The sequence below is a fragment of the Asanoa ishikariensis genome, from assembly GCF_900107455.1.
Taxonomy (GTDB): Bacteria; Actinomycetota; Actinomycetes; order Mycobacteriales; family Micromonosporaceae; genus Asanoa; species Asanoa ishikariensis.
Genome location: NZ_FNQB01000004.1, coordinates 733,289 through 758,678, shown reverse-complemented (window position 1 = coordinate 758,678; position 25,390 = coordinate 733,289). Strand labels below are relative to the sequence as shown.

The 25,390-nt window shown below is 71.4% G+C and carries 26 protein-coding genes; 17 read left to right on the top strand and 9 right to left on the bottom strand.

What is annotated here, in order from left to right; genetic code table 11:
* Positions 1 to 6 precede the first annotated feature (6 nt).
* The 5 genes from BLV39_RS36205 (at position 7) to BLV39_RS36185 (ending at position 5,766) form a co-directional block, all read left to right on the top strand.
* Complete coding sequence (locus tag BLV39_RS36205; RefSeq protein WP_090802397.1) at positions 7 to 1,047, top strand: LacI family DNA-binding transcriptional regulator; 1,041 nt, start codon at positions 7 to 9, stop codon at positions 1,045 to 1,047.
* A gap of 139 nt (positions 1,048 to 1,186) precedes the next feature.
* Positions 1,187 to 2,476 (top strand): ABC transporter substrate-binding protein, encoded by a 1,290-nt coding sequence (locus BLV39_RS36200; RefSeq protein ID WP_090802395.1) that lies wholly within the window; start codon positions 1,187 to 1,189, stop codon positions 2,474 to 2,476.
* Between the two features lie 55 nt (positions 2,477 to 2,531).
* Positions 2,532 to 3,455: a carbohydrate ABC transporter permease gene (locus BLV39_RS36195; protein WP_090802393.1), complete on the top strand. Its 924-nt coding sequence runs from the start codon at positions 2,532 to 2,534 to the stop codon at positions 3,453 to 3,455.
* Entirely contained in the window at positions 3,455 to 4,363 is a 909-nt protein-coding gene (locus BLV39_RS36190) for a carbohydrate ABC transporter permease (protein WP_090802390.1), read from the top strand. Before BLV39_RS36195 ends, BLV39_RS36190 begins: the two co-directional genes overlap by 1 nt.
* Before the next feature lie 2 nt (positions 4,364 to 4,365).
* Positions 4,366 to 5,766: a D-apionate lactonase family protein gene (locus tag BLV39_RS36185; RefSeq protein ID WP_090802388.1), complete on the top strand. Its 1,401-nt coding sequence runs from the start codon at positions 4,366 to 4,368 to the stop codon at positions 5,764 to 5,766.
* Here BLV39_RS36185 and BLV39_RS36180 read toward each other — a convergent pair.
* Complete coding sequence (locus BLV39_RS36180; RefSeq protein WP_090802386.1) at positions 5,736 to 6,377, bottom strand: SGNH/GDSL hydrolase family protein; 642 nt, start codon at positions 6,375 to 6,377, stop codon at positions 5,736 to 5,738. The genes BLV39_RS36185 and BLV39_RS36180 overlap by 31 nt on opposite strands.
* 1 nt (position 6,378) lies before the next feature.
* Complete coding sequence (locus BLV39_RS36175) at positions 6,379 to 8,811, bottom strand: glycoside hydrolase family 2 protein (protein WP_090802384.1); 2,433 nt, start codon at positions 8,809 to 8,811, stop codon at positions 6,379 to 6,381.
* 105 nt (positions 8,812 to 8,916) lie between these two features.
* Between BLV39_RS36175 and BLV39_RS36170 the strand changes: the two genes are divergently transcribed.
* Entirely contained in the window at positions 8,917 to 10,197 is a 1,281-nt protein-coding gene (locus tag BLV39_RS36170) for a ricin-type beta-trefoil lectin domain protein (RefSeq protein ID WP_090802381.1), read from the top strand.
* Here the strand turns inward: BLV39_RS36170 and BLV39_RS36165 are convergent.
* Positions 10,124 to 11,101: a DMT family transporter gene (locus BLV39_RS36165; protein ID WP_239083512.1), complete on the bottom strand. Its 978-nt coding sequence runs from the start codon at positions 11,099 to 11,101 to the stop codon at positions 10,124 to 10,126. The genes BLV39_RS36170 and BLV39_RS36165 overlap by 74 nt on opposite strands.
* Positions 11,102 to 11,174: 73 nt before the next feature.
* Between BLV39_RS36165 and BLV39_RS36160 the strand changes: the two genes are divergently transcribed.
* On the top strand, positions 11,175 to 12,095 hold the full coding sequence (locus tag BLV39_RS36160) for a LysR family transcriptional regulator (RefSeq protein ID WP_090802378.1): 921 nt from the start codon (positions 11,175 to 11,177) through the stop codon (positions 12,093 to 12,095).
* A 43-nt stretch (positions 12,096 to 12,138) separates the two neighbouring features.
* Here the strand turns inward: BLV39_RS36160 and BLV39_RS36155 are convergent, their stop codons facing one another.
* Together BLV39_RS36155 and rpsD are read right to left on the bottom strand one after the other, a co-directional pair.
* The gene (locus BLV39_RS36155; protein ID WP_090802375.1) at positions 12,139 to 12,681 is read right to left on the bottom strand and encodes a phospholipase; all 543 of its coding nucleotides are present in this window, start codon (positions 12,679 to 12,681) and stop codon (positions 12,139 to 12,141) included.
* Between the two features lie 107 nt (positions 12,682 to 12,788).
* The gene (rpsD, locus tag BLV39_RS36150; RefSeq protein WP_090802373.1) at positions 12,789 to 13,397 is read right to left on the bottom strand and encodes a 30S ribosomal protein S4; all 609 of its coding nucleotides are present in this window, start codon (positions 13,395 to 13,397) and stop codon (positions 12,789 to 12,791) included.
* A gap of 74 nt (positions 13,398 to 13,471) precedes the next feature.
* Here rpsD and BLV39_RS36145 point away from each other — a divergent pair, with 74 nt between their 5' ends.
* On the top strand, positions 13,472 to 13,933 hold the full coding sequence (locus BLV39_RS36145) for a hypothetical protein (protein WP_090802371.1): 462 nt from the start codon (positions 13,472 to 13,474) through the stop codon (positions 13,931 to 13,933).
* Here BLV39_RS36145 and BLV39_RS36140 read toward each other — a convergent pair.
* The gene (locus BLV39_RS36140) at positions 13,918 to 14,211 is read right to left on the bottom strand and encodes a hypothetical protein (protein ID WP_090802369.1); all 294 of its coding nucleotides are present in this window, start codon (positions 14,209 to 14,211) and stop codon (positions 13,918 to 13,920) included. The genes BLV39_RS36145 and BLV39_RS36140 overlap by 16 nt on opposite strands.
* Positions 14,212 to 14,468: 257 nt before the next feature.
* On the opposite strand from BLV39_RS36140, the gene BLV39_RS36135 reads away from it, so the two are divergent.
* Both BLV39_RS36135 and BLV39_RS36130 read left to right on the top strand, forming a co-directional pair.
* Positions 14,469 to 14,975: an RNA polymerase sigma factor gene (locus BLV39_RS36135; protein WP_143050037.1), complete on the top strand. Its 507-nt coding sequence runs from the start codon at positions 14,469 to 14,471 to the stop codon at positions 14,973 to 14,975.
* A complete protein-coding gene (locus tag BLV39_RS36130; RefSeq protein ID WP_090802365.1) occupies positions 14,972 to 15,973 on the top strand; it encodes a CU044_5270 family protein in 1,002 nt (333 codons plus the stop codon). Before BLV39_RS36135 ends, BLV39_RS36130 begins: the two co-directional genes overlap by 4 nt.
* Here the strand turns inward: BLV39_RS36130 and BLV39_RS36125 are convergent.
* Both BLV39_RS36125 and BLV39_RS36120 read right to left on the bottom strand, forming a co-directional pair.
* The gene (locus BLV39_RS36125; RefSeq protein WP_143050036.1) at positions 15,970 to 16,533 is read right to left on the bottom strand and encodes a peptidase inhibitor family I36 protein; all 564 of its coding nucleotides are present in this window, start codon (positions 16,531 to 16,533) and stop codon (positions 15,970 to 15,972) included. The genes BLV39_RS36130 and BLV39_RS36125 overlap by 4 nt on opposite strands.
* A 111-nt stretch (positions 16,534 to 16,644) precedes the next feature.
* Complete coding sequence (locus BLV39_RS36120; protein WP_204082681.1) at positions 16,645 to 17,823, bottom strand: M20 family metallopeptidase; 1,179 nt, start codon at positions 17,821 to 17,823, stop codon at positions 16,645 to 16,647.
* Positions 17,824 to 17,891: 68 nt separating this feature from the next.
* Between BLV39_RS36120 and BLV39_RS36115 the strand changes: the two genes are divergently transcribed.
* Entirely contained in the window at positions 17,892 to 18,371 is a 480-nt protein-coding gene (locus BLV39_RS36115) for a hypothetical protein (protein ID WP_090802360.1), read from the top strand.
* Here the strand turns inward: BLV39_RS36115 and BLV39_RS36110 are convergent.
* Positions 18,368 to 19,108, bottom strand: a complete 741-nt coding sequence (locus BLV39_RS36110; protein ID WP_090802358.1) for an SAM-dependent methyltransferase — start codon at positions 19,106 to 19,108, stop codon at positions 18,368 to 18,370. The two genes, BLV39_RS36115 and BLV39_RS36110, sit on opposite strands and share 4 nt — an antisense overlap.
* A gap of 359 nt (positions 19,109 to 19,467) precedes the next feature.
* Here BLV39_RS36110 and BLV39_RS36105 point away from each other — a divergent pair, with 359 nt between their 5' ends.
* Genes BLV39_RS36105 through BLV39_RS36080 form a run of 6 tightly spaced genes read left to right on the top strand, consistent with a single transcriptional unit; the run spans position 19,468 to position 25,333 of the window.
* Positions 19,468 to 21,543 carry a PQQ-dependent sugar dehydrogenase gene (locus BLV39_RS36105; protein ID WP_090802356.1) on the top strand — a complete coding sequence of 692 codons (2,076 nt, stop codon included), beginning with the start codon at positions 19,468 to 19,470 and terminating at the stop codon, positions 21,541 to 21,543.
* Positions 21,544 to 21,587: 44 nt separating this feature from the next.
* Positions 21,588 to 23,219 carry an AAA family ATPase gene (locus BLV39_RS36100; protein ID WP_090802354.1) on the top strand — a complete coding sequence of 544 codons (1,632 nt, stop codon included), beginning with the start codon at positions 21,588 to 21,590 and terminating at the stop codon, positions 23,217 to 23,219.
* Between the two features lie 28 nt (positions 23,220 to 23,247).
* Positions 23,248 to 23,709, top strand: coding sequence for a hypothetical protein (locus BLV39_RS36095; protein ID WP_090802352.1), 462 nt, complete (start codon positions 23,248 to 23,250; stop codon positions 23,707 to 23,709).
* Positions 23,706 to 23,924, top strand: coding sequence for a DUF2997 domain-containing protein (locus BLV39_RS36090; RefSeq protein WP_090802350.1), 219 nt, complete (start codon positions 23,706 to 23,708; stop codon positions 23,922 to 23,924). Before BLV39_RS36095 ends, BLV39_RS36090 begins: the two co-directional genes overlap by 4 nt.
* A complete protein-coding gene (locus BLV39_RS44915; protein WP_090802347.1) occupies positions 23,908 to 24,729 on the top strand; it encodes a ComEA family DNA-binding protein in 822 nt (273 codons plus the stop codon). The genes BLV39_RS36090 and BLV39_RS44915 overlap by 17 nt, the downstream gene beginning before the upstream one ends.
* A complete protein-coding gene (locus BLV39_RS36080) occupies positions 24,722 to 25,333 on the top strand; it encodes a 4Fe-4S single cluster domain-containing protein (protein WP_090802345.1) in 612 nt (203 codons plus the stop codon). The genes BLV39_RS44915 and BLV39_RS36080 overlap by 8 nt, the downstream gene beginning before the upstream one ends.
* Positions 25,334 to 25,390 lie beyond the last annotated feature (57 nt).

The window sequence follows — 25,390 nt, the reverse complement described above, 5'->3', positions numbered from 1 at the left end:
ACGTCCATGAAGGAAGCCTCGGGCCGGCGACGGACCGTTCGGATCAGTGATGTCGCGGCGGCCGCCGGAGTGAGCAAGACCCTGGTCTCGTACGCGCTCAACAACCGACCGGGCGTGCGCGAGGAGACCCGCGAGCGGATCGTCGCGAAGGCGCGGGAGCTGGGCTGGACGCCCAGCCTGCCGGCGCGCGCGCTGTCCGTGTCCCGGGCGTACGCCATCGGCCTGGTCTTCGAGAAGTCGCCCGAGGCGCTGGCCAGCGACCAGTACTACACGAGCCTGATGGCCGGCCTGCAGAGCGTGTTGTCCCACTCGCGCTACTCGCTGGTGACCGAGGTGGTCGAGAGCACCGAGGCGGAACGCGAGGCCTATCTGCGGCTGGCCCACGACGGCCGGGTCGACGGCATGGTGATCGTCGACCTGCGCCAGGACGACCCGCGGTTCGCGCTGGTCCGCGAGGCCGGGCTGGCCTTCGTCAGCCTCGGCTGGCCGCCCGAGCGCACCACCATGCCGGTGCTGGTCTACGACGAGAGCGAAGCGATCACCGACGTCGTCAAGCACCTCGTCGACCAGGGCCACCGCCGGGTCGCACAGGTGGTCGGTCCGCAGACCAACGCGCCCGCCCGGCTGCGTCGCGAGCTCTACCAGAAGCGGTTCAGGGAACACGGCATCGACGCGTCCCGGTGGATCGAGAGTGACTACACCGCGGCCGGCGGGCGTGCGGCCACCGCCGCGTTGCTCGACGCCGACCCGCGGCCGACCGCGATCGTCTACTCCAACGACCTGATGGCCGTGGCCGGGATGAGCGCCGCGTTCTCGCGCGGCCTGCGCGTGCCGACCGACATCTCGATCGTGGGCTGGGACGACATCACCATCTCGCAGTACCTGCACCCGGCCCTGTCGACCGTCACACAGCACCCGTTCGACGATGGCAAGGTGGCCGCCACCCTGCTGCTGGAGGCGATCGGCGGGCAGGAGTTCGTCGAGCCGGTGTGGATGCCCAACCCACGCTTCGTGCCGCGCGAGTCGAGCGGCCCCGCCTCCGCCTGACACCTTTCTGCAACGTCGGCGCAACTTCTTCCTTGACACCTGGCCGGGCAGCGGACGACTATCTGTCTGAACCGGTTCAGGCGACACCGGACCCCGTTCCCCCCACTCCCCTTCGTTCGCCGTACCGAGGAGTGTCCACATGATTCGTTCCACCCACCGGCGGCTCCGGCTGGCGGCGTTGCTCGCCACCGCGTCGCTCGCGGCCGGCGCGCTGACCGCCTGCTCGGGCGACGACGCCGCCGAGACCGACACGCAGACACTGACCATCCTGTCGTCGTTCACCACGGGCAACGCGACCGGCGACCACTTCAACAAGCTGGCCAAGGACTTCACCGCGCAGACCGGCATCGCGATCGACGTGGAGGAGGCCAACACCACCGACATCGCGAACAACTACGAGGCCTCGAAGCTGGCCGACGAGGAGCGCGACCTGGTCATCCTCAACCTGACCCCGGACACCAGCGACTGGCTGCCGCAGGGCCAGGTCGTCGACGTCAAGAAGTACCTCGACGAATGGGGCCTGACCGACAAGATCGTCCCCGAGGCGATGACCTTCTGGACCCAGGCCGACAACCAGGTGGCCGGCTTCCCCTACACCAGCTTCAACTGGCCCGTCTGGTACAACACCGACCTGCTCAAGCAGGCCGGCGTCACGCAGGTGCCGGCGACCGTCGACGACCTGGTCGCGGCCTCCGCCAAGCTGCGCGCGGCGAAGATCCCGCCGATGGTGCTCGGCGGCGCCGAGTGGCCGGTGCAGAACTTCATCACCTGGATGGTCCAGCAGTTCGTGCGGCCCGATGAGGCCAAGCAGATCTTCGCCAAGGGCGGCTACTGCGCGAGCCCCGGCGCGGTCCAGGGCCTCGACCTGCTCGGCAAGCTGCGCGACTCCGGCGTCTTCGTCGACAACGTGCAGGGCTACACCGCCGACCAGATGACCTCGGCATACTTCAACGGCAAGGCGGCCATGATGCCGTCCGGGTCGTGGAGCTACACCGAGGCGCCGCCGGCCATCGCGTCCGCGACCGAGCTCGCCGGCTTCCCGGTGTCCTCCGGGGGCGCGTACACCAAGCCCACCGCGTTCCAGGGGCACTCCAACGGCTTCTTCCTCTCCCCCAACGGTGAGAAGAAGATCGCCTCGGTCGAGAAGTTCATCAAGTTCATGTACGAGCAGACGACACTGCAGGGCTGGGTGTCCGAGGGCTCGCAGATCATGAGCGTGAAGAACGACATCCTCGGCAGCGTCACCTCGACCCAGCCGCTGGTGGTCAAGGGCAACGAGCTCGCCCCGAAGGTCGACTACCTGGTGCTGCCGGACTCCTACATCCCGTCCGGCACCGACTACGCGCCGGCCGGCAGTGCCTTCCTCGGCAAGAAGGGCCAGACCGGAGCCGAGTTCTGCAAGACACTCGACAAGCTCTACCAGAAGTGATCGGAGCGGCCCGCCCGGTGCTCCGGGCGGGCCGCCATGACGCGGAAGGCCGTAGATGACCGCCATCCTCGACTCACCCGTCGTCGCCCGTCCCGGCGGCGGCAAGAAACGCGCTCGTACGCGGGACCGCGGGCTGATCGTCTTCGCCCTGCCCTCCGTGGTCTGGTACGTCCTGTTCACCATCGGCCCGCTGGTGGCGATGTTCGTCGTCGCCTTCATGGACTGGGCCGGGCTGGCCGCACCGGCCTCGTTCAACGGCGCCGACAACGTCACCCGGCTGCTCGACGACGAGCGGGTGCTCACCGCGCTGAAGAACACGGCCGTCCACCTGGCCGTCTCGCTGCCGGTCATCATGGTCGGCGCGTTCATGCTCGGGTACTTCCTCAACCTCAAGCTGCCCGGCCACCGCATCCTGCGGGTCATCATGTTCGTGCCGGCGCTCATCTCGCTCTCCGCGATGGGCATGCTGTTCGTCGCCGTGCTCGGCCCGACGGGGCTGGTCAACTCGGCGCTCGACCAGGTCGGCCTGGGCGCGCACGCCACCGCCTGGCTGGCCGACCCGACCTGGGCGATGCCGTCGCTGATCCTGGTCACCATCTGGTCCGGCCTCGGCTTAACCGGCATCCTGTTCGCCGCGCGGCTGTCGGCGATCGACGACGAGATCTACGCGGCCGCCGAGCTCGACGGCGCCAACCACTGGCAGAAGATGTGGCGGGTCGCGTACCCGATCACCCGGGACTACTTCGGCGTGCTGACCATGCTGCAGTATCTCTGGACGCTGTTCGGCTCGGCCGGCATGGTGCTGCTGCTGACCCGCGGCGGACCCGGCGAGGCGACCTCGACACTGGCCTGGCTGGTCTACCGGTTCGGCTTCCGCTCCCCCGAGGTCGGCTACAGCCAGACCATCGGGCTCGTGCTCTTCGTGCTCGGCATCGTCGGGCTCGTCATCATCCGGCGAGTCTTCCGGGCGAGGTACTGATGGCTGTCGCGACATCGACCACAGTGGACAACCAGCCGGCGCGCCCGGTGGTACGCGCACCGCGGCGCAAGCGTCCCAGCCGGTTCACGCCTGGGCTCGTCGGTTCCTACGCGCTCGTGCTCGTCTACGCGGCCACGCTGGTGCTGCCGCTCTACTGGCTGTTCATCTCGGCCTTCAAGTCACAGCTCGACGCCGTGGACGCGCCGTTCGCCCCGACGTTCTCCTCTGGCTTCGACAACCTGACCCGGGTCTGGGACCTGCTCAACCTGGGCGACGCGATGCTCAACTCGCTCTACATCACGGCCGCGTCGCTGGCGGTGACCCTGGTCATCGCGATTCCCGCCGCGTACGCGCTGGCCCGTTCACAGGGCCGGATCGCCACGGTGTTCGAGCGGATCTACGCGCTGGGCTTCCTGATCCCCGGTTTCGCCGCGCTGGTCCCGACCCTGCTGCTGGCCATCCAGCTCGACCTGTTCCACACCCGCGAATTCATGATCCTCTACCTGCCGGCGTCGGCCCAGCCGCTCGCGGTGATCCTGCTGACCCAGTTCATGCGTACGGTGCCGCAGGAGCTCGAGGAGAGCGCGACGATCGACGGCGCCGGCCGGTTCCGGGTGCTGCGCAGCATCTACCTGCCGCTGACGATGCCCGGCATCGCCACCATCTCGATCCTCAACTTCATCTCGTTCTGGAACGACTACCTCTACACGCTGGTCATCGTCGGCGCGAACGCCAAGGTCCGCACGGTGCAGGTCGCACTGCCGACGCTCCAGGGCAACCAGGGCATCACCGACTACGCCCTGGTCTGCGCCGGCACGCTGATCTCGGTGCTGCCGGTGTTCGTCGTCTACGCGGTGCTCAACCGCCGCATGGAGAGCGCGCTGGTCCAGGGCGCGCTGAAAGGCTGAGGGTGGCGCGGTTCACGACGCGGGCCGACCGGGGAGACGGACTCGACCTGCGCACGATCCGTTACGGCGACCAGGAGGTGGTGTCCCGGATCTACTTCGCGGTCCGCGACCGGTTCTGGCGCACGGTGCCGCTGACCGTCCATTCCGGATCGCGGACGCAGACGCCGGGCGGGTTCCGGTTCGAGGCGACGGCCAGCACGCTGTGGCCGTCGCACCCGCTCGACGTGCGGCTGAGGTACACCGCCGAGGGTGACGAGCTCGACGCGGAGTTCGAGGCGACCGCCCGGGACGGCTTCGACTACGCCCGCATCGGCTTCTGTGTGCTGTTCCCGGCCGCCGGCTATCAGGGCCGGGCGGCCACATCGTGGCTGGGCGGTGCACCGACGACGTTCGTGTTCCCGGAGCGCGTGGTCACCCGGGACCACACCGACGCGCCGGCCCGGCGGTTCCACCGGCGGTTCGACCGGCTGGACGCCAGCCTGTCCGGGGGGACCCGAGTCGCCTTCGGGTTCCTTGGCGAGGCGTTCGAGTTCGAGGACCAGCGCAACTGGACCGACGCCTCGTACAAGGCGTACTCGTCCCCGCCCGGACGGCTGCACGCGGACCCCGGCGACCGCTTCGCGCAGCGGATCCGGATCCGGGCGGTCGCGCCGCTGCTCGGGGCCGCCGCGCCACCGGGCCTCGCCGTCCGACTCGGAGCCCCCATCGGCGTGCTCCCACCGGTGACCCTCTATGACGGTCGGCTCTCGCCGCGCTCGTTCCGGCCCGCGGGTGGCTTCCACGAGCTCAACGCCACCCCGCCGGCGCTGGCCGGCTGCGACTCGGTGGAGCTGCCGCTCAACGGGGCGGTGCACGCGGCCGACGACGACTCGGTGCTGGAGGCGACCGCGACCCACGGTGACCTGGTCGCCCAGGCACGGGCGACGGGGCTGCCCGTGCGGCTGGCACCGGTCAGCTTCCTCGACGTGGCCGGCGACTGGCGCGACGAGACCGGCGCGTACGCACCGGAACCGCCACCCGGCCCACTGCCCGCCCGCCTGCTCGGCCCGTTGGCCGCCACCTGGGTGCTGGCCAGCGTGGCGCGGGCGGTGCCGGCCGGCGCGGACGCGCTGGCCTATCTGGACGTCCGGCTGCCGGCGGACGCGCCCGCCGCCCGGGCCGTGGCCCGGCTGGCCGCGCTGGCGGGTGCCGCCGTGCTGGCCGTCTCGGCGCCACCACCGCTGGCCGCGTTGGCCGTGCGGGACGCGGGCGGGGTCACGGTCGCGGTGGCCAACACCGGACCGGACCCCGTCGCGTTCACGCTGCCCGGCGGCCGCACCGCGCGGCTCGCCGGGTTCGCGTCGGAGTGGTTCGCGCTGTCCGCGCCGGACCGTCAGCGGCCGGGCGCGGTCAACGCGTCGTAGGCGGCGAGCCAGCGCTCGGCGATCAGTCGGTGGCCGAGCGCGGACGGGTGCACACCGTCCTGCGCCAGGACCGCCGGCCCGCGTTCGGCCACGGCCGCGTCGACGGGCGCCTGGAGCGGGACGAACGCGGCGCCGAAGCGCTCGGCGAGCGCCCGGACGATGGGCCGCTTGCGATCGAGATCCTCGCGCACGAAGGCGTTGCCCCGAGCCCAGGGCGCGGCCGCCTGCTCGGTGTCCACATAGAACGGCTCGACCAGCAGGATGCGCGGGACCCCGGCGGCGACCGCCTGTGCGAGCACGTCGGCGTAACGCTCCTCGAACAGCTTCGGCGGTGTCGGCCGGCCCTCCCAGAACGCCACCAGCGTGTCGTTGACGCCGATGTAGACCGACAGCGCGGTCGGCGCGTGGTCGAGCACGTCGGCCTGCCAACGCTCCTGGAGATGGGCGATCCGGTTGCCGGCGATGCCCGTGTTGCGCACGACGGCGTCGTCTCCACGCTCGCGCAGCCGGGTCGCCACGGCGTCGACGTAGCCGCCACCGAGGCCGAGCTTGTCGGCGCCGCGCGAGCAGTCGGTGATGCTGTCACCGATGAACAGGATCGTCTCGCCCATCTCACACTCCCGCGATCAGGTCGTTGGCCGTCCGCAGCACCGGGGCGGCCAGCAGGTCCTTCTCCCGGCCCGCCGGCACGCCGCGGACGCGTAGCTCCCGCCGCTCGCCGGGCAGGAGGGTGACCAGGCAGTCGTCGGCCTCGGCGGCCGGGTCGACCCGGTCGGCGAAGACGCACAGGTCGCGCACGAGGTTGCGGGCGGTCAGGGTCAGCACAATGTCGTCGCCGTCGCGATCGGCCCGCGCGTCCAGGTCGGCCGGCCGGTAGGCCAGGTCCTTGTCCTCCGCGAAGAACCACAGGGCCCGCTCGCCGCTGTCGGCCTCGGCGACCAGCAGTTCTCGTGCGGCGTCGCCGGCCGTGGTGAGTTCCGAAGGCAGCGGGACCGTCACCGCGCCGACCCGGTCCGCCGCGAAGCGGGTGCGGTGCTCGGCCAGCACCGTCCCGTCGAACGAGAGCCGGCGCACCGTCACCGGCACCCGCCAGGACGCCGTGGTGTCGTTGACGGCGACCAGGGCCAGGCCGGCCTCGCGCGGCTCGACGGTCAGCAGCCGCTCGGCGTGCGCCGCGCGCAGCGCGTACCACAGCGGCTTCTTGCGTCCTTGACCGTCGACCGCGGCCCACGAGGTGACCGGCCAGCAGTCGTTGAGTTGCCAGACGACGGTGCCGGAGCAGCGCGGGCGCAGCGAGCGGTAGTGCCGGATGCCGAGCCCGAGCGCGCGGGCCTGGTTGAGCTGGGTGGCGAAGTGCCAGTCGGTGAGGTCGGTCGGCACGGGGAAGTGCGGCGCCAGCCCCCGCTCGAGCTTGCCGTTGCCATCGGACGCCTTCTGGTGGTGCAGCATGCCCGGCGAGGTCGGGGTGAGCGGATCGTCGTGCAGCGACCCGGTCATCGTCGACCAGGTGGGCGGCGCCTGCCAGCCGAACTCGGCGACGAACCGGGGCCGGTACTCGCGATAGACGGTGTAGTCGGCGGTGTTCCACACGTCCCAGACGTGCATCGGGCCGTGGTCCGGGTCGTTGGGATGGCGTTCCATCGACCCGGAGTACGGGCTTCCGGGCCAGTAGGGCCGGGTCGGGTCCGTGTCCCGCACCGCCTTCGGCAACACGTCGAGGTAGTAGCCGAGACCCCAGGTGCGGTCGGCGATCGCCTGCTGCCAGTCCCAGTCGAAGAAGCCCCAGATGTTCTCGTTGTTGCCGTTCCAGAGCACCAGGCTCGGGTGTGGCATGAGCCGGGCGACGTTGTCGCGGGCCTCGGCGTCGACCTCGGCCGCGAGCCGCTCGTCCTCGGGGTAGGCCGCGCAGGCGAACAGGAAGTCCTGCCAGACAAGCACGCCCCGGGCGTCGCAGGCGGCGTAGAACTCGTCGCTCTCGTAGGTGCCGCCGCCCCAGACCCGCAGCAGGTTGATGCCGGCGTCGACCGCCTGGTCGATCCGGGTGTGCAGGCGGTCAGCGGTGACCCGGCTCGGGAAGCAGTCGTCGGGGATCCAGTTGGCGCCGCGCACCGGCACCGGCAGGCCGTTGACGACCAGCGTGAACGGCGTGCCCTCCGGGTCCTCGGTGGTGTCCAGGCGCAGGCTGCGAAAGCCGATCCGGGCGCTCCACTCGTCGCCGGGCACCCGCACGACGGCGTCGTAGAGCGGCTGCGGGCCGAGGCCGCGCGGCCACCACAGGTCCGGGTCCGCGACGGTCACCTCGACCGTGACCCGCTCCTGCCCGGCCGCGAGGGTCGCCGTCGCCAAGATGTCTTCCACCGAGACCGTCACCTCTGTGGCTTCGTCCGCTGGGGCGGCGAGCCGGACGTCGAAGGACGCGCGGCCGTGCGCGCCCTCGACCGTGACGCTCGGGCGCACCTCGCGGATCCGCGGCCCCTCCCCGGAGCGGATGAGCGTGACCGGGCGCCAGATGCCGGCGGTGACCAGCGTCGGTCCCCAGTCCCAGCCGAAGTTGCAGGCCATCTTGCGCAGGAAGTTGAACGGTGCCGGGTACTGGTTGGGCAGCGCGCCGATCCGGTCGCGTTCCGCCTCGCCGTAGTCCCAGGCGGAGTCGAAGCGCACCGACAGCTTGGCCGGCAGGCGGACCGGGACCTCGTAGCGGCGGTGCATGTTGGCCGTGCGGGCGACGACCACGCCGTCGACGCTGACGGTGGCCACCGTGTCGAGGCCGGCGAAGGCCAGCACGGCGTCAACGGGTCCGTCTCCCACCGCGGGCAGGTCGCGCTCATAGACCCAGGCGACCCGACCGATCCAGTCCAGGGTGAGCTCGTTGCGGTCGAGGTAGGGATCGGGGATGAGGCCGGCGGCGAGCAGGTCGGTGTGCACGGTGCCGGGCACGGTCGCGGGGATCGGGAGGGCGGCACGCACGGCGGGCGGCACCGCGGGCGCGTCCGGCGCCGCGAGCCGCAGCACCCAGCCGTCGGAAAGGTCGGCGCGGATCGTCATGGGTACGGACGATACAGCGACTTGAACCGGTTCAGTAGATGCCCTACAGTGCGACGTGAACCGGTTCATGCACCTCCATCGATCCGTCCAATCCGGGAGGTCCCCATGCCCAGACGCCTTGCCGGCGTCATCGTCGCCGTCCTCGCGAGCGCGTTGCTCGTCGTGCCGGGCGGCAGCGCGTCCGCCGCCGTCAGCAACGTGCTGATCCGCGGGGTCGGCTCCGGTCGCTGCCTGACCCCGCCCGCCAGCAGCACCGCGAGCGCGACGATCCAGAACTGCGCGTCCCAGCGCTGGTCCACCACGGACGCCGGCCAGATCACCATCAACGGCCAGTGCCTCGATGCCAAGGGCGAGTTGACCGCCAACGGCACCCCGGTCATCACGTACGCGTGCCACGGCGGCGCCAACCAGCGCTGGACCGTCAACAGCGACGGCACCATCCGCGGCGCGGCGTCCGGGCGCTGCCTCGACGTCAAGGGCCAGGCGACCGCGGCCGGCACCGTCGTGCAGCTCTACGACTGCTCCGCGGGCAGCCACCAGCGCTGGGAGCTCGTCGGCGGCGGCACCACTCCCCCGCCCACCGGCAGCGGCCCTGACCTCAGCGGCTTCGGGCTGCTGCGCGACTACCGCTTCGGCACCGGCTCCGGTCGCAACGTCAGCAACCTGGCGACGAACTTCAACCCGTACGGCATCGCCGGCACGGCGGTCATCAACAACGAGTGGCAGCGCTATCAGCCGTTCAACGGCACCAACCACAAGATCACCTCGGACCGGCTCGAACTGACCGCCCTGCCGAACCTCGGCGGCGTCTACAACGGCGGCATCAGCAGCGGCCAGATCACCACCAAGGAGACGTTCTATCCGCGGGACGGACGCACGTACGTCTTCTCGGTCCGGGCGAAGATCCCACGTGGCAGCGGGGCGTGGCCGGCGTTCTGGCTCTACGCCAAGCAGGCACCGAACACCTCGTCCGAGATCGACGTGGTCGAGTTCTTCGACACGCCCACCCAGAACACCTTCGACTGGACGGGCTACGACCACGGCGCCGGTGTCGGCTCCAACTACCACAGCATCATGACCAACCAGTGGGTGTGGCACCCGGGCTTCGACTTCGCGTCCGACTACCACACCTACACGCTGGTCTGGCGCAACGGCCAGATCGAGAAGTGGGTCGACAACACCTGGGTGAAGGGCACCAACTTCACCTGGCAGGGCTCGGACCCGCAGCTACTGGTCAACCTGGCGACCGGCGGCTCGAACAACAACAACCCGAACGCGGCGACCTTCCCGTCGGTGTTCAGCGTCGACTCGGTCAAGGTCTGGGTGAAGTGCCCGAACGGCTCCCCGGCCAACCCGACGACAAGCTGCCACCCCACCAACGGCTGACCGACGTGCGGCCGGCCCGGGACGTCCCGGGCCGGCCGACGCGCACCTGCAGCACGGCGACCGAGGACAGCACCAGGGCCGCGCCCGCGAGCTGGAGCGGGGTCAGGGACTCGCCGAGGGTGAGGGCCGCCAACGCGGTCGTGACGACGGGTTCGAAGGTGGACAGGATGGCGGCGGTCGACGGGCCGGTCCGCTTCAGGCCCGCGAAGAAGGTCAGCATGGCCACGACCGTGGAGAGCACGGCGATGCAGGACAGCCAGAGCCAGCCCGCCCGCCCGAAGGTCAGGTCCACGCCGCCGGCCAGCACGGCCCGTCCGCCGAGAGTGACGGCGGCGCCGCCCATCACCAGCGCGCACAGCACCACCGGCGCCAGGCGGTGCACGATGGTGTCGGCCACCAGGATGTAGACCGTGTACGTGAGCGCGGCGCCGAAGGCCAGCACCGCCCCGGTCGGCTGGAAGCTGACCGCGCCGGCGCCGAGCAGGACCAGCAGCGTGCCGCTCGACGCGGCCACCAGCGCGGCGCCCCGGGCCGGGGTGAGCCGGTCCCGACCGAGCAGCACCGCCGACACGGTGACCAGGACCGGGAACGTGTAGAGGATCAGCGACAGCAGCGTGGCGTCCATCCGCTCCAGGGCCGCGAAGAACAGGCTCGCCTGCGCGGCGTACCCGATGGCGCCGAGCCCGACCGCGACGAGCAGCACGCGCGCGGTCGCCGGCCGATCCGTTCGGGTGCGGCGCAGGCCCGGCCGCAGGAGCAGGAGCAGGGCGAGCAGCGCCGCCGCCAGGGTGAAGCGGACGAGCAGCAGCGCACCGGGCGAGACCCCGGCGTCGTACGCGAGCTTGCCGAAGATCGCCATGGCGCCGAAGCACGCGGCGGACAGGAGGCACAGTGCGGGACCCACGAGAACCATGATCAGTGGCGGAAGTCATCAGGTCCAGCGATGATTCATGGATCCAACTCGTTAGGATTCCCGCATGGTTGTGCTGGACCTGCGCCGGCTGCGGTTCCTCCGGGAGGTCGAGGAGCGCGGCACCCTCGCCGCGGTCGCCACGGCCCTGGGCTACAGCCCGTCGACCGTCTCCCAGCAACTGTCCATTCTGGAGAGGGAGGTCGGCACTCCGCTCTTCGCCAAGGCCGGGCGGGGCGTGCGACTCACCGACGCCGGACGCCTGCTGGCGCAGCACGCCCGCGTCCTGCTGGCCGCGGCGGAGTCGGCGGAGGCGGACCTGGCCGCGCTCAGCGGCGACATCCGGGGCACCGTCCGGGCCGGCGGCCTCCAGTCCGCCGCCCGCAAGCTGCTGGTCCCGGCGCTGGCCCGGATGAACGCCGACCATCCCGGCGTACGCGTCGAAATCTTCGAGTACGAGCTCGAACAGTCCCTGCCGAGCCTGCGACTGGGCGCGGTCGACCTGGTCATCGGCGACGAGTACGACGGCCAGCCCCGCCCCCGCCCGGCCGGGCTGCGCTTCACCGTGCTGATCGAGGAGCCGATGAAGATCGTGCTGCCGGCCGCGCATCCGCTGGCCGGCACCGGCGGACCCGTCGCGGTCGCCGATCTGCGGTCGGCCGTGTGGACCGCGTCCGCCGAAGGAACCGGCCACCACGCCATGGTGGTCGGCACCTGCCGGTCCCTCGGCGGCTACGAGCCCGACCTGCGCCACCGCTCCAGCGACGCCGGCGTCCAGCTCGAGATCGTCCGCGCCGGTGCGGCGGTGGCCCTGATGCCGGTGCTGGCCCTGCCGGCCGACGACCCGTCGGTCGCCGTCCGGGACGTCGCCGAGGTGACGCTGCGGCGCCGGCTGGTCGCCGTCACCCGGGACACGCCGCCGGCCCCCGCGCTGACCGCGCTCCTTTTGGCCGTGACCGACCAGGTGCCCGGAACCCAGCCGCCGTGATCGACCCGCCGCGGCAGGGCGCGGCGGGTCGATCACCGGTGGGTCAGGAGCGGCGGGCCCGCGCCTCCTGGCGCCGGACCTCGGCGATCTGGGCGGCGGCCCGGTCCAGGTCGGCCTGGCTGACCACGACCTTGCCGAACGCGCGCACAGCCTGGTAGTACGTCCAGGCCAGGCCGTCGCAGATCGGCTTCAGCGCGACGTTGTAACGCGCGCAGGAACGTTTGAGGTCCTCGTAGAAGGCACTGTCCAGCCGCGACTTGCTGGCGCTGAACTGGCCCACCGCCTTGTAGTTGCGGTAGCCGAAGTCGTGCCGGTAGCAGGAGAGCTCGAACGCGAACCCGAACGGGTTGTCGGGGCTGGTCGAGCAGTAGTCGGTGGACCAGTCGAAGTTGTAGGCCTGCCACGGACCGCGATTGAGGCGGGCCGCGTTCCACGCGTTGTAGCTGCTGGCACTGGTCTGGGTGAAGCTCGACAGGACGGCGAGCTTCTCGGCGTTGGTGACGGCGGCGGCGGGGGATGCGATGCCGAGCAGCATCACGGCGGCAAGGGTGGCCGCGGAGATGAGGGTGAGCAACCGACGAGGCATACCGCTTATGGTGCGGTCGTACCCTCAGGAATGTAAATGAATGGATGTTGAAGATCGCAAAGAAGGGTCCCTTCCGGCCGGTTTCGGGGAAGGGACCCTGCTTCGTGTCAGCGGCTGTAGAACTCGACGACGAGCTGCTCGTCGCAGAGGACCGGGATCTCGGGCCGCTCGGGCAGCCGGATCAGCGTCGTACGCAGGTCCGTGATCGCGGTCGACAGGTAGGGCGCCGTGCGGGCACCGACGTGCGCGCCGGCCGCGGCGACCTGGAACGGGGTCTTGTCGCGGCTCTTCTCGCGCACCTCGATGGTCTGGAACGGCGCCACCTTGTACGAGGGCCGGTCCACCTTGCGCCCGTCGACGGCGATGTGCCCGTGCGCGACGGCCTGGCGCGCCTGGTAGATGGTGCGCGCGAAGCCGGCCCGCAGCACCAGCGAGTCGAGCCGGCACTCGAGCGCGACCACCATCCGCTCACCGGTCTTCCCGGTGCTGCGGTGCGCCTCGGCGAACGTCCGGCGCATCTGCACCTCGCTGACGTTGTACTGATGGCGCAGCCGCTGCTTCTCCAGCAGTCGGACCTTGTAGTCGGTCTCCTTGCGACGCGCGCGACCGTGCACGCCCGGCGGATACGGCCGGCGCTCGAAGTACTTCACGCACTTGGGCGTCAGCGGGATGCCGAGGGACCGCGAGAGCTTCGCCTTCGGCCGCGATTGGTTCACGTTGCCTCCACGAGTTGGATCTGCCGAGAGGTTAGCCTAACCTAACTAAACAGGCACACCCCGGGAGGTCCGTCATGGCGCAGTCCACCGTTCTCGTCGCGCTCGTGCGCACGCTCGCGTCCGGGCACCTGCCGGGCATGGTCCAGGTCGCCAGGCGCGCGACGGCCCGCGGTGGCCCCGGGCCGTTCCCGGTCCGGCACGCGCTCGACCGGGCCGGCTCACCGTTGCTCCTCGCCGCCGCCGGCGACCCCGTCGACAAGGCCCTGACCTCGTGCGACGACTACGACGTGGCCACGGTCCTGGCCATCACGGCACCCGACGGCGGCCAGCTCTGGATCTCCGGCTGGTCCACCAGGCTGCGCGAGCCGCTCCTGCGCGGGGCGGTGCTCGACTTCGCCGCGCACAATCCGCTGCCCGACCTGCTCGACGTCGGGCACGGCCACACGCTGCACCGGATGGACGTGGCCGAGGTCCGTTTCGAGCACCCGGACGGCCTCATGATCGAGATCGACCCGGACGACTACGCCGCCGGCTGACCCGGAGTGACCGGCCACGGTCGCTGCTCATGTCGATGCTCGGCGAGGAAGTGGACGCCGGACACGACGAGCGGGCGTCGCACCGCGGACCAGCACGGCCCGACGTGCTCGATGCGCTCCTCGCTGACCACTCTTCCGTCGCACCAGTCAAGCGTCATCAACAGGCCGGACACCTGACGGGTCGGGTCGAACCCGGCCGGCCACTCGGCGGGCACGACGAACAGCCCCGGACGCGGGCGATGTGTCACCTGGTTCGATGCCTGCTGCCGTGCGGTCATCGCCGCTCCTCGGATGCATCCTCGTCGACTGAATCCTGATCCGCTTGTGTCCGGCGGGGGCCTGGACGTCACATTCCTGGCAGGGCAATTAGGTAACAGTTCGATCGCGAAGGGACGGTCACTGTGGACGCAGCGGCGCGGCTCTATGGCCGTCTCCTCAGTTGGCGCTAATTTCTCTGCCGGGTGTGACGACTCGTAGGGAGGTGGACACAACGGCGGTGACGGGCTCGACGAGCGATGACGAGAGGTTCGAAGCGATGTATCGGCTGCACTACGACGCCGTCGGGCGCTTCGTCCGCCGCCGTGCGGCCGATCTGGACTGTGACAACATCGTCGGCCAGGTGATGACGATCGCGTGGCAGAGCCGGGAGAACGTTCCGGCCGACCACCCGCTGCCGTGGCTCTACCGCACCGCCCGCAACGTGCTCGCCAACGAGTTCCGGCGCCGTAAGCGCGAGCGCAACGACCCGTACGACCCGGGCAGCGACCCGCTCGCCACGATGGCCGACCGCGACGACCGGCCCAGCGGCATCGTCGACCGGATGGCGCTGCGGCAGGCCCTCGCCGAGCTCGGCGACCGCGACCGGGAGATCCTGGAGCTGATCGCCTGGGAAGGGCTCACCGTCCCCGAGGTCGCCCAGGTGCTCGGCCTCGGCCGCACCGCCGTCAGCAACCGGGTCGCCCGGTTGCGCAAGCTGTGGGATCCCCAGCCCAACCGGGCGCACCAGCTTGTCACGCTCCTCGGCCGGAGGACCCGTCGATGAACGACGCCGACCGGCTGCGGGAGCTCTTCGGTCCCACCGACCCCATCGCCGACGACGGCTACGTGGCCGACCTCGACCGGCGTGAACGCACGCTGCGGACCATCCTCGCCTCGTCGCCGACCCCCACGCGGGCCCGCCGGGCGTTCACCGGCTGGGTGGCCGCCGCGGCGGCCGTGGTGCTCGTCGCGATCACGGGGCTTGTCGTGGTCGTCGCCCTCCCCCAGGCAGCGTCGACCGCGTGGGCGACGCCGGCGCCCTTGACCAGCCCGCGTCCGGCCGCATCCGAGCCGGGCTCTCCCCGCCTGCTCGCGCTGGCCGCCACGGTCGCGGCCCAGCCCTCGGCCGCGACACCGACCCGCGACCACGTGCTGATCCGCAGTTGGGCGTTGAACAGCGCCATCGCCGGCACGACGGTCACCTGCGTCGTCATCCCCACCGAGACCGAGATCTGGCGCGATCCGGACAACGCCGGTACGCGCACGGTCGCCTACCTCCCACCCGAGTCACCCACGCGGGCCCAACTCGACGAATGGCGCGACGAAGGATCGCCCGGCGCCGACCAGACCCGCAGCACCGAGGAATACACGGCGGGCCAGTTCGTCGCCGTCTGGCCGGATCGGCCGCCGACCGACCCCGACCGGCTCCGCGAGTGGCTGGCGGCCACCCGGCCGGGCACCGACCCGGCCACCACGATCGTCGGCGGCATCACCGACCTGCTCCACGAACGCGCGCTGACCGCCGCGGAGCGGGCCGCGACGCTGACCCTCCTGGCCGGCCTGCCCGGGCTGCGCTACATCGGCGCGCTCACCGACCGGGCCGGCCGCACCGGCGAGGCGTACACCGCCATCGTCGATGGGACCGGCCTGCCGGTCACCCACACGTTCGTCGTCGACCCCGGCAGCGGACGCGTCCTGGCGCAGGAACGCGTCCTGGCCACCGAGGTCGGGCGGCTCGAGGTCACCGCTCCGGCCGTGATCGGTTACGACACCTACCTTTAACCCCAGACGGCGTACGCCTGGTCGTTGTAGGAGCCCATCGAAAGCGCGTACGAGCGGGCACCGCAGTTGTAGACGGACGTGAGGTTGTAGAGGCTCAGGTGGCCTCCGTCGCTGGCGCCCTGGTTGTTGCGCCACGACGACGTCGACCGGTTGAAGCCCCAGTCCGCCAGATAGTGCCAGTACTCGTCGCTGAACTGCAGCCGCCGCCCGCCGCCGTTGACGTTCTCGTAGAGGCACAGCCAGCCGGACCCGCACGCCGGCACCGCCGCCGCGACGACCGCTCCCTGCGCCCGCGCTGTCTGGGCGACCAGCGGGTCCGCGTCACGCCGGTAGCCCGACGCCTTGTCGGCCTCGGCGTGCGAGGCGAAACAACGTGTGTCCGCCGCCGCGAACACCAGGCAGGACTGCGCGCCCTGCCAGCTCTTGCCCAGGTCGATGACGCGACCGTCGAACGTCGCCGATCCCGGCGCACCACTGGGTTCCGCGGCCACGGCCGGGACACCTGTCAACACCACCGCCGCCATCACGAGCACGGCACCCACGCGGAAAAGTCCCTTCATATCCGACCTCCTGCATAGCCCCCGTGCGGGCAGGGAAATACCCGCAGTGACATCGAGACTACGGAATGTTTACATCCCTCGAATCGGGCGGTCGGCGATCCGACGGTGTCCCTACCGGGCGAACGCGTGGACGATCGCGGCGATCAGCGCGGCGCGCGCAAGCGTCGCGTCGACGTCGATGTGCTCGTCGCGGGCGTGCGCGCCGGCCCCGACCGCGCCGAGGCCGTCGAGCAACGGCACGCCTCGCGCGGCCAGGAAGTTGGCGTCGCTGCCGCCGCCAACAGCGCATTCCGACAAGTCCTCGCCGAGCCCGACGGCCAGGGCACGGGCCAGGTCGACCATCGCCGCGATCCCGGGTGTACGCGTCATCGGCGGCCGGTTCCAGCCGCCGCCGACCGTGACGGTCAGGCGCGGGTCGGCGGGCCGCAGCGCGCTCAGCGCGGCATCGACCCGCTGTGCCTCGGCCGGTGCGGCGACCCGCACGTCGACCGCCGCCCAGGCGTGACCGGCGATCACGTTGCCGCGCGTACCGCCAGAGATGGTGCCGACGTTGACGCTCGTGCCGCGCCCGAGGTCCTGCACCGCCCGCAGCGTGAGCACGATCCGGGCGAGCTCGTCGATCGCGCTGATCCCCTTCTCCGGGTCGAGCCCGGCGTGCGCCTCGACGCCGGTGACGTCGATCCGGAACATGCCGATGCCCTTGCGGGCGGTCTTGAGCGCGCCGCCCAGCCCGGGCTCCAGGACCAGGGCGGCGGTGACACCGTCGGCCGCTGCCTCGATCACCGACCGGGAGGCGGGGCTGCCCAACTCCTCGTCGCCGTTGAGGACGAACCGCAGCGGCGGCCGGGGCAGCCCGGCGGCGTCCAGCGCGCGCACCGCCCACAGCGCCTGCACCAGGCCGGCCTTCATGTCGAAGACGCCAGGCCCACGGGCGAGCCGGCCCTCCACCACGAACGGCCGCTCGGCGAGCGTGCCGGCGTCCCAGACGGTGTCGTAGTGGCAGAGCACCAGCAGCCGGCGCGGCCCGACCCCCGCGAAGTCGGCGACCAGGGTGTCGCCGTGGGTCGCGGACGGCACCCGTCGGACCGCTTCGGGCGACCCGAGCACCTCGGTGAGCCGGACGGTGAGCCAGTCCAGGCCGGCGTCCAGGTGCGGCTTGCTGTCGCTGGGCGTCTCGCGGGACACGTAGTCGCCGAGCTCGGCGAGCAGGTCGCCGCGGCGGCCCCGCAGCCACCGCTGGACGGCCGACAGGTCAAGGGTGCGGGCGAGGGCCGGGCTGGGGATGTCCACGGTCACATCCTGCTACTCGCCGGCACGCTAATCCGTTTGGCCCTGGGCTCGCGGGGCATGTGCGGGGCATGGACCTGACCTTGCTGTCCGGTGCGACCGCCGGCGCCGCGGCTGGTGCGGCCGGCTGTGCGGCGCTCGACGCGACCACCTACATCGACATGGCCGTGCGGGGCCGCCCGGCCAGTGACGTGCCGGCCGAAACCGCCGAAGCGATCGTCAAGCACCTCCCGGTGGACGTACCGGGCCAGAACTCACGCCGGCAGAACCGCTTCAACGGACTCGGCGGCCTCTCCGGTGTGCTGTCGGGTGTGTCGGTCGGTGTCGCGTTCGGCCTGCTGCACGGATATGGCTGGCGGCCGCCGCTGCCGGTCGGTGCGGCCGCGGTCGGGCTCGGCGCGATGGTCGTCAGCGACGGGACCCTGGCTGGGCTGAAGGTGTCGGACCCGCGCACCTGGTCGGCCACCGACTGGCTCAGCGACCTGATTCCCCACCTGGTGTACGGCGCGGTCACCTACGCCACACTGGTCGCGCTGGAGGGCCGTCGTTAGATCGGGCCGAGGGTCAGGTAGGCGAAGCCCATCAGGCCGCGGTGGCCACGCAGCCAGATGTCGCGTTGGGTGTCGGCCTGCGCGCGTACCGCCGCCGCCTCGGGGTGGTCCGGATGGGTGATCAGCCATTCTTCGCGGTCGGCGGCCAGCAGTGACTCGAACTCGTCCCACTCGTCACGGGTGGCGGTCTCGACGCGCAACGGTCGGAAGCCGGCGGCGATGGCCTGGTCGACGAGCCCGGCCAGGTCGGTGCAGTCGTCGGCGGACATGCCCGGCCACATCCGGGCGAGCCTGTCGGGCGGCGGCGGACTCTCCCAGAACTCGGCCGCGAAGAGCACCCGCCCACCCGGGTTGACCATCGCCCGCATGGCATTCAGGGCTTCGGCGATCGTGCCGAACGCCTGGTAGGCGCCGACGCTGACGAGCAGGTCGGCCGGATCGCGGTGGTCGGCGGCCGGGCCGTCGACGAACGTGACGCGCCCGTCGAGGCCGCGGGCGCCCGCGTTGGCGCGACCGCGGGCCAGGTCGGGCTCGTGGGTGTCCAGACCGACGCCCTTGGCACCGGGGCAGGCCGCGAGGACCCGCAGCAGCAGCTCTGCCCAACCGCAGCCGAGATCGACCACAGTGGACGGCGATCGCACGGCGAGGTCGGCCACGAGGCGCTCGGCCCGCGTCGCGGACAGCGGCGCCATGTAGGTGAGTCGCGCGCCGTTGCCCGCCGGCGGGGGTGAGGTCATGCCGCAAATTAGCAAGCCTCCCCGCGGGCGGCCATCGATTAAATCGCGTAGGGTGGCCCGAGAAGGATCGAGATGTTCCGATCAATCGATGGGGGGTCCGGAACCTCACAACGCTGTGCGAGATCCTCGCCGTTCGTCGGCGCGTCGGCCCCTGGCACGGGCCGCGACGTTGTGCGCGCCGCCACGCGAGTCCGGTCTCGCCGTGCTCATCCCTCGTCGGCCCCGTGGCACCAGCCGACGAACGCCTGGTCACCCGTGACCGACCGTGCGTCTGGCGTGCCCTCGTGTCGGCAACGAACGACACGCGACGCTGACCCGGTCCGGGTGCGCTCTGTTCACCCAGACACAGGAGGCGTCAGTTGCGCAAGAAGCTTGCCCTGGTCGTCGCGCCGCTCCTCGCGGTAGCCGGCGGCGGCATATCGCTGTCACCGGCCGCGGCCGCACCACCCGGCGGGCCACCCGCCGACAGCAACTTCCAGAAGGTGACCCTCAACGACTTCCCCGGCGAGCCCGTCAGCCTCGCCGTGCTGCCCGACAACCGGGTGCTGCACACCGCCCGCACCGGTGAGGTGCGGATCCACGACCCACGCTCGGGGCGCAACATCCTCGCCGCCGACGTGCCCGTCTACGAACACGACGAGGAAGGCCTGCAGGGCGTCGCGATCGACCCCGACTTCGCCCGCAACAAGTGGGTCTACCTCTACTACTCGCCCGTGCTGAACACGCCGACCGACGACCCGGCGACGCCGGACCTCAACGAGGGCGACGCGCCGTTCGAGGGCACCGCGGCCGATTTCGCGCCGTTCAAGGGCCACCTCCAGCTTTCCCGGTTCAAGCTGGAGGGCAACACCCTCAACCTGCGCAGCGAGCAGAAGATCATCCAGGTGGCCACCGACCGCGGCATCTGCTGCCACGTCGGCGGTCAGATCGACTTCGACAGCAAGGGCAACCTCTACCTGTCCACCGGCGACGACTCCAACCCGTTCTTCTCCGACGGGTACGTGCCGATCGACGAGCGCGCCAACCGCAACCCGGCCTTCGACGCGCAGCGCACGTCGGCCAACACCAACGACCTGCGCGGCAAGGTGCTGCGGATCCGGGTCAAGAACGGCGGCGGTTACACCGTGCCGTCCGGCAACCTGTTCAAGGCGGGCACGGCGAAGACCCGTCCCGAGATCTACGCGATGGGCCTGCGCAACCCGTTCCGGTTCGCGGTCGACCAGCGGACCGACGACGTGTACGTGGGCGACTACTCGCCGGACGCCGGCGAGGCCGACCCGGCACGCGGCCCGGCCGGCCAGGGCCGGTGGCTGCGGATCGACAAGCCCGCCAACTACGGCTGGCCGTACTGTGCGACCGACACACTGCCCTATGTGGACTACGACTTCGCCACCGGCACGTCGGGGGCGCCGTTCAACTGCCGGCGCCCGGTCAACGAGTCGCCGCGCAACACCGGCCTGACCCGACTGCCCGCGGTCGAGAAGCCGGAAGTCTTCTACGGGTACGGTCCGTCGGCGCAGTTCCCTGGCCTCGGCGAGGGTGGCATCGGCCCGATGGGCGGCCCGGCGTACGAGTACGACAAGCGCAACGACTCGCGGACCAAGTGGCCGGCCTACTACGACGGTGTGCCGCTGTTCTACGAGTGGACGCGTGACTACATCAAGGAGTTCCGCCTCGACCGGCACGGCAACGTGGCCGACATCCGGCCGGTGCTGGGCTCCTTCGTGGTCGACAACCCGATGGACATGGAGTTCGGCCCCGACGGCGCGCTCTACGTCCTGGAATACGGTGACGGCTTCTTCGCCGAGAACCCGGACGCGCAACTGTCCAGGTTCGACTTCGTGCGCGGCAACCGCACGCCGGTTCCGGTGATCAGCGCCGACCCACTCGCCGGTGACGCACCGCTGACCGTCCAGTTCTCCAGCGCCGGCACCACCGACGCGGACGGCGACGCGCTGCGCTACGCGTGGGACTTCGACGCCAACGGCACGGTGGACTCGAGGGCGGCGAACCCGACGTACACGTTCGCCGCGAACGGCTCCTACCGGGTCACGCTGAAGGTCACCGACAGCACCGGTCGCTCGGCCTCGGCCGAACTGCCGTTCGTCGTCGGCGCCCGACCGCCGACGGTCACCATCGTCGCACCGGAGGAGGGCCAGCCGTTCGAGTTCGGTGACACGGTGCCCTTCCAGGTGACCGTGGTCGACAACGAGCCGACGGACTGCTCGCGGGTCACCGTGAACTACATCCTCGGCCACGACGAGCACGGCCACCCGATCACCTCGGCGACGGGTTGCTCCGGCAGCATCTCCACCTCGGCACCCGGTCACGGACCCGGCGACGACCTCTCCGGCGTCTTCGTGGCGACCTACACCGACGCCGACGGCCAGGTCGGCACCGACCAGGTAGTCCTTTTCCCGAGCACGACACCGTAAGGGAGCATCGTCGAGGGTGGTGGGGATAGGGCAGACTGCCTCGCGTGGCAGAGTCCTTCCGCACCACCCTCGCCCAACTCCTCAAGGCCCGATTCCCGATCATGGCGGTCGAGTCGCACGAGGAGCTCCGGGTGCTGTTCGAGGTGCGCGCGGTCGCCGGCGACGCCGGACTCGTGCGCACCCCGCGCAGGGTGTGGACCTGGTCGCTGACCGACGGGCTGCGGCGCGACGACGGCGAGGAGCAGGCCCGCACAAAGGACCCGGCCGACGCGCTCGACGCGCTGCTCCGGATGCAAGAGCCGATCGTCGCGGTCTTCCGCGACCTGCACCCTGTGCTCGGCGCGACCGGCCAGCCTGGTGATCCGGCGGTGATCCGCCGCATGCGCGATCTGGCGACCGCGTTCCGCGCCGGTGCGGTCCCGCGTAGCCTCGTGCTCGTCTCACCGGTCAACCGGGTGCCGGTCGAGCTCGAGAAGGACGTCACCGTCGTCGACTTTCCGTTGCCGTCCGAAACCGACATCCGCGGCGTGCTCGACGGGATGCTGCGGGCCAACGCCGCCTCGCCGCGACTTCGGATCGACCTCGACGACAGCGGACGCGAACGGTTCGCCAAGGCCGCGCTCGGGCTGACACTGCACGAGGCGGAGAACGCGTTCGCCCGCGCGATGGTCAACGACGGAGTCATCAGCGTCGCCGACCTGCCGGTGATCCTGGAGGAGAAGCGGCAGACGGTACGCAAGGCGGGGCTGCTCGAGTTCATCGAGACCGGCCCGCGGCTGTCCGACATCGGCGGGCTCGAGAACTTGAAACGCTGGCTCGGCCGTCGGGAGGGCGCGTGGCTGGCGGACGCCGCCGACTACGGCCTGCCGGCACCGCGCGGCGTGCTGATCACCGGTGTCCCTGGCTGCGGCAAGTCGCTGACCGCCAAAGCGGTCGCCGCCGCGTGGGGCATCCCGCTGCTCCGCCTCGACATCGGCCGGGTCTTCGCCGGCCTGGTCGGGTCGAGCGAGCACAACATGCGCAGCGCCATCCGCACCGCCGAGGCGGTCGCGCCGTGTGTCCTCTGGATCGACGAGATCGAGAAGGGCTTCGCCGCCACCGGCGCCGGCGACTCCGGCACCTCGTCGCGGGTGTTCGGGTCGTTCCTGACCTGGCTGCAGGAGAAGAGCCGGCCGGTGTTCGTGATCGCGACCGCAAACGAGATCGAGAGCCTCCCGCCCGAGTTGCTCCGCAAGGGCCGCTTCGACGAGGTGTTCTTCGTCGACCTGCCGACCCGTGCGGAACGCGGCTCGATCTGGCAGGTCCACCTCGCCCGGTGGATGCGCAACCCGCGAGTCGGTGGCGCCCTCACCGTCGACGCCGCGGTGCTGGCCGAGTTGACCTCGCTCAGCGAGGGCTACTCCGGCGCCGAGATCGAGCACGCACTGGTCGCCGCGGTGTACGACGCGTTCGCCGAGCGGCGCCCCCTGCGCCAGGACGACGTGGTGCGGGCGCTGGTCAACATGGTGCCGCTGAGCCGCACCCAGGCCGAGCGGATCGCCGCCGTCCGGGCGTGGGCCGATGCCCGCGCGGTCGCCGCGACCGCCGCCGAGGACTGGGATCTGGACGTGCCGCAGCCGCGGCCCGAGGCGGACGGTCCGCACCGCTCGCACGGCGGCCGGCCCGTCGAGTTCTGATGTACGACCCCGATGGTTGGATGATGCGATGAGCGTTTCCCTGCTCCTCATTCCGGCGGCACTGGCCGCCGCGGCGGCCATCCAGGCCCGCAGCGCCGGTCAGTCGGGCGGGTCCGGCGGCCTGGTCTGCACGGTGTCGACCCGGATGCGCGACAGCGCGCTGCTGTCCACCGCGCTGCGCGAGACCGGCGCCGTCGTCACCACCGGCACCGACCTGGTCGACGCGGTGTGGCAGGGCGTTACCGCCCGGTTCACCCGCGACACCGAGGGCATCTGGGCCGCGCATTTCGCCGGTGACGTCGACGAGACCCGCGCGGTCGAGATCGTCCGACGGCTCGACGCCGCGTACGGCCGGCAGGTGCAGGCGGCGGTGCTCGACCGGCTGCGCACCCAGGCACCCGCGGCCGGGCTGCGCCTGGCGTCCGAGACCGTCACGGACGACGCGTCCGTTCGGCTGGTCTTCGCGGTCGAACAGCGGGAGCGGGCATGAGCACGCGCGAGACGGTCACGGTGGTGGTGGCTCCCGACGGGACGGTCACCGCCGAGACGCATGGCATCCACGGCACCGACTGCCTCGACTACATCGCCGTGCTCGAAGACCTGCTCGACGCGACCACGGTGTCGAGCGCCCACACCGCCGACTACACGCGGGCACGCGCCACGGTCGAGACCACTGAAACGGTGCACGATGTCGACCGCCTTTGATCCTGGCCCGGCCCGCAAACTGTCCTGGCGGGTGCTGCACAGTCTCTGGCTGCTACTGCCGGTGGCGGGCTTTGGCTGCCTCGGTTCCAGCGCCCTGATCTTTCTCGGGATCCGGATGAAACGCCGGTCCCTGTGGATCGCGGGGATCGGCTACTTCGTGGTCTCGACGGCATTGTTCATCGTGATCGGCGAGTCTGAGCAGGACACGGCCCTCAGCAACTGGGCGGTCGGCCTGTGGCTGGCGACCTGGCTGGTCGTCATCCTGCACGCCTTCTCCGTCAACCCTTCGTGGTTGCGGTTCAAGGCCACCTACGTGCCGTGGCACGCCACACCGCTGGCGCCGCCGCCCGGCTACCCGGCCGCGCCCGGCTATCCCGCGACGCCCGGCTACCCATCCGGCCCCGGCTACCCGGCCGCCGCCGGCCACCCGGCCCCGCCCGGCCATCCGGCCGCGCCGTTCGGATACGCGCCCGTTCCGGCCCCGCCGCACATGCCTGCCGCGATGCCCGTGCCGACCTCTCCCCCCGTTCCGGCGACGCCGCTCGACGTCAACTCGGCCAGCGCCGCGCAACTGGCGACCCTTCCCCACTTCGACCAGTGGCGGGCGCTGCGGGCGGTCGCCGAGCGGGAGAGCCGCGGCGGCTTCCCCGACGTGCACGCGTTCAGCGACGCGCTAGGCCTGCAACCGCACGAGTACGTCCGGATCCTGCCGCTGGTGTACGCCGCTCCTGTCTCCGCGCCGCAGCCGCCGCCACCCCAGCCGCCCGGGCCGGGCGGCCACCAGGGTCGCATCCTCGATGTCTGAGCCGGCGGTCACCGTCGCCCGCTACCTCGGCACCACCACCGCCGAGGGGCCGGGCGTGCGTACCGCCGTCTGGGTGCAGGGCTGCACGATCCGCTGCGCCGGCTGCTTCAACCCGCACCTGTTCGCGGTCGAGGGCGGGGTCCCCTGGTCGCCCGCGGAGCTGGCGGCCCGGGTCCTCTCCGAGCCGTCCGGCGGCCTGACTCTGCTCGGCGGCGAGCCGTTCGACCAGGCCGAGGGGCTGGCCGCGGTGGCCAGTCAGGTGCGCGCCGGCGGCCGCTCGGTGCTGACCTTCTCCGGCTACACGCACGCGTCGCTGCGCCGGGCCGCTGCGGCCGGCCGGCCCGGTGTCGCGGGTCTGCTCGCGGCCACCGACCTGTTGATCGCGGGTCCGTTCCAGCGGGACCGGATCGACCACGAGCGGCCATGGGCCGGCTCGACCAACCAGGAGTTCGTGGTGCTCGGCGACCGCTTCCCCGACCTCGTCCACTGGCGGGAGGGCGCGGTCGACCGGCTCCAGGTCGACGTCGACCGGTCCGGCACCGTCGCGGTCAACGGTTGGTTGGACACCGACCGCCTCGACGCGCTGCTCGCCGCCCTGGATTAACTCTGGACTTATATAAGCCGCGACTGTCAGAATGTGGCGGGCACCCGGCCCGCCGCC